Raw genomic sequence first — 10,312 nt, 5'->3', positions numbered from 1 at the left:
TCGCCGACCGGACCCTTCGCCCGCAGGCCGGCATAGCGCACCATGTCGCGGATCGGCATGCCGGTCGTCTTGAGACGCCCCAGAAATTCGATCCACGGCAGAATGCTCTCGTCGTATTCCCGCTGGCTCGACGACCGCGGCACATACGGCAGCAACCCGATCCGCTCGTAGTAGCGGAGCGTATGGGTGCTCATGCCTGTGCGCTTGGCGAGGTCCCCGATCTTCATGTTCCAACCTGTTTCCGTCACGACGCTGAGACTTCTACAAGTTAGAGCGCGCTCTAAGTCAAGCGGTTATTTTTCGCGGATTTACGCGTCGACCGCGGCGGCGATCAGTGCGCGGCCGGCCGACGCCAGCGCCTTGGCCGGACCCTCGACGCCAAGGGCCTGGCCGGCGCTGTAGGCGCCGTCGATGACCAGTTGGAGCTGGTCGGCCAGCATCTGCGGATCGCGGGCGCCGACCGCCGTCGCCATGGCGCGCAGCCGTTCGTTGACCACGCGCTTGTGGGCGCGGATCACCGTGTCGGCCGGCAGGGTCGAGCCGGGGAATTCGGTCGCGGTGTTGAGGAACGGGCAGCCGCGATACGCCTCGGAGAGCGTGCGCTGGGTGATGGCGTCGAGCAGCCCTTCCAGCTGCGCGCGCGGATCGCCCGGATAGTCGGCGATCGTCCGGTCCCAGCGCTCCCAGAACTCCAGATTGCGTTTTTCGAGATAGGCCGCGACCAAATCGTCCTTTGACGGAAACGCGCGGTAGAGGCTCATCTTGGCGACGCCGGCCGCCGCGATGATGGTATCGATCCCGACCGCGCGCACGCCCTGGTGATAGAACAGGTCGCTCGCGACATTCAGAATCCGGTCGCGGGCGGTGGGTTTGTCGATCGAAGGTTCCGGAACCAGTTTGCGAGCCCCGCTCATGCCACATGCCGTCCTGTCGTTGATCACGGTTGACATGATACAGACCTGTCTCTCACATTACCAGCCCGGCGAGCATGAATGGGGAAGTGGTCGATGAGGCGCCTGAAAAATCTGCACTATGGTTGGATCGTGGCGGCGATCACCTTTCTGACCCTGCTGGCGGCGGCCGGCGTGCGTTCGACGCCGAGCGTGCTGATGGTGCCGCTGGAAGACGAGTTCCACTGGAGCCGCGCCACCATTTCGGGCGCCGTCGCGGTCAACATTCTGCTCTACGGCCTGATCGGTCCGTTCGCTGCCGCGATCATGGAGCGGTTCGGCATCCGCCGGACCATGGTGTGCGCCCTGACGGTCATCGCGTTCGGCGTCGCCCTGACGCCGTTGATGACCCAGCCTTGGCAGCTGATCCTGTTCTGGGGCGTGATCGTCGGCTGCGGTACCGGCGTCACCGCCATGGTGCTGGGCGCCACGGTCGTCGCTCATTGGTTCACCGAGCGGCGCGGCCTGGTCATGGGCATCCTGACGGCCAGCACCGCGACCGGACAGCTCGTGTTCCTGCCGATGCTGGCCAGCTTCGCCGAGGCGTACGGCTGGCGCTCCGTCTCGCTCACCGTCGCCGGCGTCGCAGCCGTGATGGTGCCGATCGTCGCGATCTTCATGCGCGACCGGCCGGGCGACGTCGGCCTGCGCGCCTATGGCGAACCGGAAGGCGTCGAGCCGCCGGTCAAGGTGACCGGCAACCCGGCGGCCCGCGCGATCAACGCGCTGATCGGCGGTTTCCGCTCGCGCGATTTCTGGCTGCTGGCCGGCAGCTTCTTCGTGTGCGGCGCCAGCACCAACGGACTGATCGGGACCCACCTGATCCCGGCCTGCATCGACCACGGCATTCCCGAAGTGACCGGCGCCAGCCTGCTCGCCGCCATGGGCATCTTCGACTTCTTCGGCACGACGCTGTCGGGCTGGCTCAGCGACCGCTGGAACAACCGCTACCTGCTCGCCTGGTACTATGGGCTGCGCGGGTTGTCGCTGCTGTTCCTGCCCTTCTCGTTCGACCTCAGTTTCGCCGGATTGTCGCTGTTCGCCGTGTTCTACGGGCTCGACTGGATCGCCACCGTGCCCCCCACCGTACGGCTCGCGACCAACGCGTTCGGCAAGGAAAACGTCGGCATCATGTTCGGTTGGATCGCCGCCGCCCATCAGTTGGGCGCCTCGTTCGCCGCGTTCGGCGCGGGGCTGCTGCGCACCGACCTCGGCTCCTACACCCAGGCCTTCATGATCTCGGGCTGCCTCTGCCTCGGCGCCTCGATCATGGTGCTGTTCATCGGCGTCAAGCGGGGCGAAGGCAAAGGCCGGTTGCAGCCGGTCGCCCACGCGGCGGAATAGCGGCGGAGCGTCGCCGGGCGGGGTGGCATCGCCCGGCGGTTCGTGGTGACATGGCAGCCGCATCCGAGACTGCACGCCCGAGGCCCCATGTCCGCCGACCCGCACACCAAGATCGAAACCCGTCTCGCCCATGCCGGGCGCTCGCCGCACGACAATCACGGCGTGGTCAATCCGCCGGTCTATCACGCGTCGACCATCCTGCAGCCGACGCTCGACGCGTGGCAGGGCGTGTTCAAGCCGGGTCACGACGGCTATGTCTACGGTCGTTTCGGTACGCCGACCAGCCGGGCGTTCGAACAGGCGATGGCCGAGATCTATGGTGCCGACGACGCGGTCGCGGTCTCGTCGGGCCTTGCGGCGATTTCGGTCGGGCTGATGGCCCATACCAAGGCCGGCGACCATATCCTGGTGAGCGACAGCGCCTATTATCCGTGCCGCAAGTTCTGCGACGGCGTGCTGGCGAAATTCGGCGTCACGACGACCTATTATGATCCGACGGTCGGCGCCGGCATCGCCGACCTGATGCGGCCGGAGACCAGCCTGATCGTCACCGAGTCGCCCGGCTCGCTCACCTTCGAAGTGCAGGACATTCCGGCGATCGTCGCCGTCGCCCATGCGCGCGGCGCCAAGGTGATGAACGACAATACCTGGGCAACCGCGCTGTATTTCAACCCGTTCGACCATGGCGTCGACGTCGTGGTCGAGGCGGCGACCAAATATGTCACCGGCCATTCTGACGTAATGATCGGCGTCGTGCTGGGTCGTGGCGACGATGCGCCGCTGTTGCGCAAGACCGCCCAGGCGCTCGGCAATTGCTCAGGGCCGGACGACCTCTATCTGGCCCAGCGCGGTCTGCGCACCATGGCGGTGCGGATGGCGCGCAGCCAGGAGAACGGCCTGACGCTGGCCCGCTGGCTGCAAGCCCGGCCCGAGGTCGCCCGCGTGCTGCACCCTGCCCTGCCCGACGATCCCGGCCACGCCATCTGGCGACGCGACTTCCGTGGTTCCTCGGGCCTGTTCTCGATCGTGCTGCACCCGGTCGAACGGCCGGCGCTGGCTGCGTTCGTGGATGGGCTCAAGCTGTTCGGCATGGGCGCCAGCTGGGGCGGCTACGAGAGCCTGGTCATGCCGAACGATCCGCGCACGGTGCGCACGGCGACCACCTGGGACGACCCGGGCCAGTTGCTGCGCTTCCATGCCGGGCTCGAGGATCCGTCCGACCTGATCGCCGATCTCGAAGCCGGCTTTGCCCGTCTGGCATCGGCGGGAACCTGATCCTACATCTTGCCGTAGATAGAACAGAGACCGGTGGAGGAAATCATGGCTTCGATATCGGCAAAGGTGGCGGTCCTGGCGATCACGGGTCTGATGGCAGGCGGCGCCCTGGCCCAGACGCCCTCGCCGGCCGCCCATACCTCGACCTCCACCCTGCAGCAGACCGGCGCGCCCTCGGACGACACCACGCCGCCCGGTACCGGCGCGGCCGACCTGCCCCATGGTCCGATCGTCAACGGCAAGCAACTGCAGCCGCGCCCGAGCGCGCCGCCCAGCAGGCAAGATGCCCAGCGCATCAACCAGATGCTGCAGCAGACGCCCACCGATCCCGCCGCCAACGGCCCGATCGTGCAGCCGCACGACCTGTTCGGCAATCCGCTGGGCGGCAGTCCCAACCTGGATCCGAAGAAGCCGTAGTGCCGTTGTCCTTGCATATTCCGTCATCCCCGCGCAGGCGGGAGGGGCGTGGCGCTGGGTTCCCGCTGCACCGGAAGGACGGGTGAGCCCTTGATCCGCCGAGCCTCGGGGCCACCTACCCGACGGTAATCTTCCCGGAAGGACCGATTGTTGGACGCCCCTTCGCCTGCCGTGCCGCGTCGCCGTGGCAGCCTGGCCACCCTCGGCACGCTCGCCCCCTACCTCTGGCCGCCCGGCGAGCTGGGCCTGCGGGTTCGGGTCGTGCTCGCGGTCTGCTGCCTGATCGTGGCCAAGGCCGCGAACGTCTATGTGCCGATCCTCTACAAGCGCGCGATCGACGCGCTGGGCGGCGGTGCCGGCAATGGTGCCACATCGGTCGCGGCCACGATCACGGCGGTGCCGCTGGCGCTGATCCTGGCCTATGGCTCGGCCCGTGTGCTGTCGCTGATCTTCGCCGAACTGCGCGACGCGGTGTTCGCCCGGGTCGCCCAGCGCGCGATCCGCACCCTGGGCCTGCAGGTGTTCCGCCATCTGCATGCGCTGTCGCTGCGCTTCCACCTGGCACGGCAGACCGGCGGCCTGACCCGGTCGATCGAGCGCGGCACCAAGGGCATCGAGACCCTGCTGCAATACATGCTGTTCAACATCCTGCCGACCCTGTTCGAGATCGGCCTGGTCTGCGCCATCCTGTGGAAACTGTTCGACTGGCGCTTTGCGGCGGCGACCTTCGTCACAGTGGCGCTCTACATCGCCTATACGCTGATGATCACCGAATGGCGCACCAAGTACCGCCGCCAGATGAACGAGGTCGATTCCGAAGCGAACACCAAGGCGATCGACAGCCTGCTGAATTACGAGACGGTCAAGTATTTCGGCAACGAGGAACACGAGGCCGCGCGGTTCGACAGTGCGCTCCAGCGCTACGAGCGCGCCGCGGTCAAGAGCCAGGTCTCGCTGTCGATCCTCAACATCGGCCAGGCGGCGATCATTTCGGTGGGCCTGACCATCGTCATGTACATGGCCGGCGTCGGCATCGTGAACCACACGATGACCCTGGGCGATTTCGTGCTGGTCAACACCTACCTGGTCCAGCTGTACCAGCCGCTCAATTTCTTCGGCTTCGTCTATCGCGAGATCAAGCAGTCGCTGATCGACATGGAGCGAATGTTCGATCTGATGTCGGTCGAGCGCGAGATCGCGGATCGGCCGGGCGCCCTGCCGCTCGCGGTCACCGGCGCCACGCTGGAATTCCGCGACGTGCGTTTCGGCTACGACCCGCGCCGCGAGATCCTGAAGGGTGTCAGCTTCACCGTGCCTGCCGGCCATACCGTCGCCGTGGTCGGGCCGTCGGGCGCCGGCAAGTCGACCCTGAGCCGCCTGCTGTTCCGGTTCTACGACGTCGATGCCGGCCAGATCCTGATCGACGGCCAGGACATCCGCGACGTGACCCAGACCAGCCTGCGCGCGACGCTCGGCATCGTTCCCCAGGATACGGTGCTGTTCAACGACACCATCACCTACAACATCGCCTATGGCAAACCCGGCGCCTCGACCGCCCAGATCGAGCAGGCGGCGCGCATGGCCCATATCCACGACTTCATCCTGGCCATGCCGGACGGCTACCAGACCGCGGTCGGCGAGCGCGGGCTGAAACTGTCGGGCGGCGAGAAGCAGCGCGTCGCCATCGCGCGGACCATCCTGAAGGACCCGGCGATCACCCTGTTCGATGAGGCGACGAGCGCGCTCGACACCAATACCGAGCGCGAGATCCAGACCAACCTCAAGGAAGTGAGCCGCGGCCGTACCACCCTGGTCATCGCTCATCGCCTATCGACCATCATCGACGCCGACGAGATCATCGTGCTCGAGGCTGGCCGCATCGCCGAACGCGGCCGCCACCACGATCTGGTCACGGCCGACGGCCGCTATGCCGAGATGTGGCGCAAGCAGCAGGAAGCCGCCGAGGCCGGCCAGCCGATCGAGGTGCCGCCGCCGTTCTACCAGCCGGCGTGAAGCCGCGACGCCGGAGACGGTTGACGCTCTCCGGCGTTCGCTTCAAGAGATGAAGCGACCGAGGAGTGGAAACGGACGATGACACCGGGCCGGCGACACGGGAAAACGAGGCGATCCTGGCGATGGCTGGGCTTGGTCGGGCTGCTGGCGCTGGCGTCGGTGTCCCGTGGCCATGCCGAGGACCTGGAAGCAGCGATGGCGGCGAAGACGGGCGACTACCGCGCCGCGATCGCCCGCTGGACCGCCTTCGCCCAGCAAGGCGACCCCGATGCCGCCTACCACCTGGGCCAGGCTTACGAGACCGGACACGGCGTGCCGCGGGATGTGCGCCAGGCGCAATATTGGTACCGGGCCGCCGCGGTCGGCGGTTCCAGCGCCGCCGCCTTCGCGCTGGGCGAGATGGCGGAGAGTGCGGAGCGTCCCGACGGCCTGCCACAGGATCTGGGCATCGCCATCGCCTGGTATCGTCGCGCGCTGTCCGACGGCGAGCCGCGGGCGCGCGAACGGTTGGCGGCGCTGGGTGCCGCCGACGCCGGGCCGCCGCTCCCGCCACCGCCCCGTCCACCGGCGCCCCGTCCCGCCGCGCCCGCGCCGACGCCGGTCCGCGCCACTCCGCCCGCCCCGGTCCCCGCGCCGGTGGCACACCCGCCCGCTCAGCCCGACCGGTCGCCCAGCTTCGACCGCGTCGTCGCGTCCTGGCGCAGCCGCGGGCTGGAAAGCACCGATTCCGCCGCCATCGTCGCCCTGGAGACCGCGGCGAGGCAGGGTCAGCCGCTCGCCGAATATGATCTCGCCTATGCCTATGAACATGGGTTGGGCGTACCGGCCGAACCGGCGCGGGCCTATGCCTGGTACCAGCGGGCCGCGGCCTCGACCGGCCCGGCCCGCCTGCGCGAAGCGGCCGAGACCAACGGCCGCCTGCTGGGCGACCGGCTGTCCGAGACGGAGAAACAGGCGGCGGCGCGGATCGCCACCGCACGCCCTAACGATCGATGAGCGGCCCCGGCAAGGCCACGAGGGCGCCGGCCGTCAGCGGCTGATCGGCCTCCAGCCCGGGATTGGCGGCCAGCACCTGATCGAACGACGGCCGATAGCGCGGCGTGTGATAGGCCGAGCCATAGAGCTTGCGCAGCGTGTCGCCCGGGCTGGCCGGAATGAACAGAACATTGACCGGACTTTCGACGGGTCCGGGGCGCGGCGCGGCAGGTGCCGGCACGACCGGCGGCGGGCTCGGTGCTGCGGGCGGCGATGGCGGGGCCGCTGCGACGACCGGCGATGGTTCGGCCGGGAGTGAAGGCGTCGGCACCGGCATGGGCGGTGTCGCCGCTGCCAAAGGCGCTGGCGGTGATACGGTCTCGTCCGACTGGTTCCACAGGTAATATCCGAGGCCTAGGGCCACGATCAGCAACATCGCCGGAACGGCCATCCGCGACGCCGTGTCGGCGGGCCTCGGGTCGACGGGACCTTGCCGGGCCGTACCGAAGCCGGCGAAGCCGCCCGGCTCGACGCTGATCGGCGGCCGCACCCGGCTGGGCGCCGCGCCGGGCGCGGCACCGCCATGGATCGCCATCTCGACCGTGGCATAATCGACCGGCAGGCGGCGCTGGGCGAAACCGGCCTGCAGCGCCCGATCGCCGAGCGATAGCAGCCGGCGCGGAATCCCGCCGCCCTCGACCACCAGCGCCTCGATCGCCTCGGTCGACAGAACCTCATGGGGATCGGCGGCTCCGGCCTGGCGCAGGCGATGTTCGATCAGCAGGCGCGCCTCGACCGGCGTAAGCAGCGGCAGCCGGACCCGGACGCTGGCCCGACGATCGAGCGCCGCCGCCGCCGGGCGGGAAAACAGCCCGACGAAGGGCGGGCGGACGGCGAGCACGATGGACACGAGCGAGCGCTCGTCGGTCGCCAGATCGGCGATCGGACCCAGCGCCAGCAGGGCGCCGTCGGTCAAGTCTTCCGCGTTGTCGACCAGCAGCACCGTCGCCTGCCCCGACCCGTCCCGGGCGGCGAGCAGGTTCTGCAGGTCCAGGAACGACGGTGCCGGCGCGAACGGGCCGACCAGCATTTCGCCGAGGATCGCCAACAGCGTCGGCCGGTCGAAATCGGGTTGGAGCAGCGATCGGACACAGACCCGGTCCGGATCGATGCCGCGCTCATAGGCGTGCAGCAGTTCGGTCTTGCCTGCGCCCGGCCAGCCCTCGAGCGTGATCACCCCCGACCGGCGCCGGACGAGGTCGGCAATCGCGTCGACGGCGCCGCGCTGCCCGGCGGTTTCGAGCCGGAACGACGGGTCGGCCACCGCATCGAACGGCATCTGGCTGAGGCCGAAGAACGCTTGATACATCGACCCCCCTGAAACAGATGCCAGCGCAGACGGGCGCTACCGAAAGGGTTAACGCCCGATGGTTCGACAGGTCCCCGAGCGCGCCTGCGTCATTTTACGGACGAGAGGCCGCGATGCGATGCTTTTGTCCTTTGCCTACGCCGCGGCCCCTGGCCGCTCGGAGCATCAGGCCAGGCTCTTCCCGCGCCTGTACTGATACATCGCCGCACAGAACACGCCGATCGAGACCACGGTGATGATGACGGTCGCGAGCGCGTTGATCTCCGGGCTGAGGCCGAGGCGGACCTTGGAGAAGATCACCAGCGGCAGGGTGGTCGAGCCGGGGCCGGAGACGAAGGCGGTGATGACCAGGTCGTCGAGGCTGAGCGAGAAGGCGAGCAGCCAGCCGGCGACGAGCGCCGGCGCCATGAGCGGCAGGGTGATCAGGAAGAACACCTGGACCGGCCGCGCGCCCAGGTCCATGGCGGCCTCCTCGACCGAAATGTCCATGCCCGAGAGCCGGCTCTGCACGATGACGGCGACGAAGCTCATGCAGAAGGTGATGTGGGCCAGAATGATGGTCAGGATGCCGCGTCCGGCCGGCCAGCCGATCACCTGTTCCAAGCCGACGAACATCAGCAGCATCGAGATGCCGGTGATGATTTCGGGCATGACCAGCGGCGCCGAGACCATGCCGGCGAACAGGGTCCGGCCGCGGAAACGCGTGAAGCGCGACAGCACGTAGCCAGCGAGCGTACCGACGACGAGCGCGCCGGTGGCGCTTGCCACCGCGATCTTGAGCGACAGCCACGCAGCATCCAGGATCTGGTCGTTGTGGGCGAGCGAGCCGTACCATTTGACGGTGAAGCCCGACCAGACCGTGACCAGTCGGGATTCGTTGAAGGAATAGACGACCAGCGTCACGATCGGGCCATAGAGGAACACGAGGCCGAACACCAGCGCGGTCGGCAGGAACCAGCGGCCGCGCACGAAGCCGTCGGTGAGCGAGGTGCCGCTCATGGCTGCGCCGCCGCACGGCCTTGCGCGCGCTGCAGCAGCATCAGCGGCACGACCAGCAAGGCCACCATGACCACGGTGACCGCCGAGGCCATCGGCCAATCGCGGTTGGAGAAGAACTCGCTCCAGAGCTGGGTCGAGATCGTCAGCGTGTCGGCGCCGCCCAGCAGGGACGGGATAATGAACTCGCCGACCGCCGGAATGAACACCAGCAGCGAGCCGGCGATGATGCCGGGCATCGACAGCGGCAGGGTCACCGCCCAGAACGCGCGCAGCGGCCGGGCTCCCAGGTCCATCGCCGCCTCCAGCAGCGAGACGTCGAGCTTTTCGAGCGTGGCGTAGAGCGGCAGCACCATGAACGGCAGATAGGCATAGATCATGCCGATATAGACCGCGGTCTGGGTGTTGAGGATGGTGACCGGCGTGTCGATCACCCCGAGCCAGATCAGGAAATTGTTCAGAAGGCCGTTGTCCTTGAGGATGCCGATCCAGGCATAGATGCGAATCAGGAACGAGGTCCAGAACGGCAGGATGATCATCATCAGCAGCACCGGGCGCACGGTCGGCCGGGTGCGCGCGATGGCATAGGCCATGGGATAGCCCAGCAGCAGGCAGAACAATGTGGTGACCGCCGCATTGCGCAGCGAGCTCAGGTAGGCCAGCAGGTAGATCGGGTCGTCGCTGACCAGGCGCAGGAAATTATCGAGATGCAGCGTGATCTGCAGCGCGCTGTCGTCGTCCATGGTGAACAGCGCGGTATAGGGCGGGATGGTCGTGTCGCTGTCGGCCAGGCTGATCTTGAACACCAGCAGAAACGGCACGAGGAAGAAGATCGTGAGCCACAGGTAGGGCGCGGCGATAACCAGCCTGCGCCCGGGCAGGCGCGCCCGCACGGCAGCGACGAAACCGCTCACGGATCGACCAGGATCGAGGCGGCGGCGGACCAGCAGACCCAGACCGGCTCGTCGCGCCC

At 68.0% G+C, this 10,312-nt stretch carries 10 protein-coding genes; 5 read left to right on the top strand and 5 right to left on the bottom strand.

Annotated features, from left to right (window positions below):
- Both VGV37_RS05815 and VGV37_RS05810 read right to left on the bottom strand, forming a co-directional pair.
- A partial coding sequence (locus VGV37_RS05815) for a MerR family transcriptional regulator (protein ID WP_326878691.1) occupies window positions 1-227 on the bottom strand: 227 nt, incomplete at its 3' end.
- An 81-nt stretch (window positions 228-308) separates the two neighbouring features.
- Window positions 309-914 (bottom strand): TetR/AcrR family transcriptional regulator, encoded by a 606-nt coding sequence (locus tag VGV37_RS05810; RefSeq protein ID WP_326878690.1) that lies wholly within the window; start codon window positions 912-914, stop codon window positions 309-311.
- A gap of 93 nt (window positions 915-1,007) precedes the next feature.
- On the opposite strand from VGV37_RS05810, the gene VGV37_RS05805 reads away from it, so the two are divergent.
- The 5 genes from VGV37_RS05805 to VGV37_RS05785 all read left to right on the top strand — a co-directional run bounded on the left by VGV37_RS05805 (window position 1,008) and on the right by VGV37_RS05785 (window position 6,995).
- On the top strand, window positions 1,008-2,294 hold the full coding sequence (locus tag VGV37_RS05805; RefSeq protein ID WP_326878689.1) for an MFS transporter: 1,287 nt from the start codon (window positions 1,008-1,010) through the stop codon (window positions 2,292-2,294).
- 87 nt (window positions 2,295-2,381) lie between these two features.
- Entirely contained in the window at window positions 2,382-3,569 is a 1,188-nt protein-coding gene (metC, locus tag VGV37_RS05800) for a cystathionine beta-lyase (RefSeq protein ID WP_326878688.1), read from the top strand.
- 45 nt (window positions 3,570-3,614) lie between these two features.
- Window positions 3,615-3,986 (top strand): hypothetical protein, encoded by a 372-nt coding sequence (locus VGV37_RS05795; RefSeq protein WP_326878687.1) that lies wholly within the window; start codon window positions 3,615-3,617, stop codon window positions 3,984-3,986.
- A gap of 150 nt (window positions 3,987-4,136) precedes the next feature.
- On the top strand, window positions 4,137-5,999 hold the full coding sequence (locus VGV37_RS05790; protein ID WP_326878686.1) for an ABC transporter ATP-binding protein/permease: 1,863 nt from the start codon (window positions 4,137-4,139) through the stop codon (window positions 5,997-5,999).
- Window positions 6,000-6,131: 132 nt separating this feature from the next.
- On the top strand, window positions 6,132-6,995 hold the full coding sequence (locus VGV37_RS05785) for a hypothetical protein (RefSeq protein WP_326878685.1): 864 nt from the start codon (window positions 6,132-6,134) through the stop codon (window positions 6,993-6,995).
- Here the strand turns inward: VGV37_RS05785 and VGV37_RS05780 are convergent.
- From VGV37_RS05780 to VGV37_RS05770, 3 genes are all read right to left on the bottom strand, one after another.
- Window positions 6,982-8,343 carry an ExeA family protein gene (locus VGV37_RS05780; protein WP_326878684.1) on the bottom strand — a complete coding sequence of 454 codons (1,362 nt, stop codon included), beginning with the start codon at window positions 8,341-8,343 and terminating at the stop codon, window positions 6,982-6,984. The two genes, VGV37_RS05785 and VGV37_RS05780, sit on opposite strands and share 14 nt — an antisense overlap.
- Window positions 8,344-8,508: 165 nt before the next feature.
- Window positions 8,509-9,342 carry an ABC transporter permease subunit gene (locus VGV37_RS05775; protein WP_326878683.1) on the bottom strand — a complete coding sequence of 278 codons (834 nt, stop codon included), beginning with the start codon at window positions 9,340-9,342 and terminating at the stop codon, window positions 8,509-8,511.
- Window positions 9,339-10,253 (bottom strand): ABC transporter permease subunit, encoded by a 915-nt coding sequence (locus VGV37_RS05770; RefSeq protein ID WP_326878692.1) that lies wholly within the window; start codon window positions 10,251-10,253, stop codon window positions 9,339-9,341. The genes VGV37_RS05775 and VGV37_RS05770 overlap by 4 nt, the downstream gene beginning before the upstream one ends.
- Window positions 10,254-10,312: the final 59 nt, after the last annotated feature.

It is taken from the genome of Aliidongia sp. (assembly GCF_035943795.1).
GTDB lineage: Bacteria > Pseudomonadota > Alphaproteobacteria > ATCC43930 > CGMCC-115725 > Aliidongia.
This window is presented reverse-complemented; position numbering and strand designations above follow the sequence as displayed.

Coding starts and splice junctions, on each gene's coding strand:
- VGV37_RS05810 (WP_326878690.1), bottom strand. CDS start 914: ATGAGCGGGGCTCGCAAACTGGTTCCGGAACCTTCGATCGACAAACCC.
- VGV37_RS05805 (WP_326878689.1), top strand. CDS start 1,008: ATGAGGCGCCTGAAAAATCTGCACTATGGTTGGATCGTGGCGGCGATC.
- metC (WP_326878688.1), top strand. CDS start 2,382: ATGTCCGCCGACCCGCACACCAAGATCGAAACCCGTCTCGCCCATGCC.
- VGV37_RS05795 (WP_326878687.1), top strand. CDS start 3,615: ATGGCTTCGATATCGGCAAAGGTGGCGGTCCTGGCGATCACGGGTCTG.
- VGV37_RS05780 (WP_326878684.1), bottom strand. CDS start 8,343: ATGTATCAAGCGTTCTTCGGCCTCAGCCAGATGCCGTTCGATGCGGTG.
- VGV37_RS05775 (WP_326878683.1), bottom strand. CDS start 9,342: ATGAGCGGCACCTCGCTCACCGACGGCTTCGTGCGCGGCCGCTGGTTC.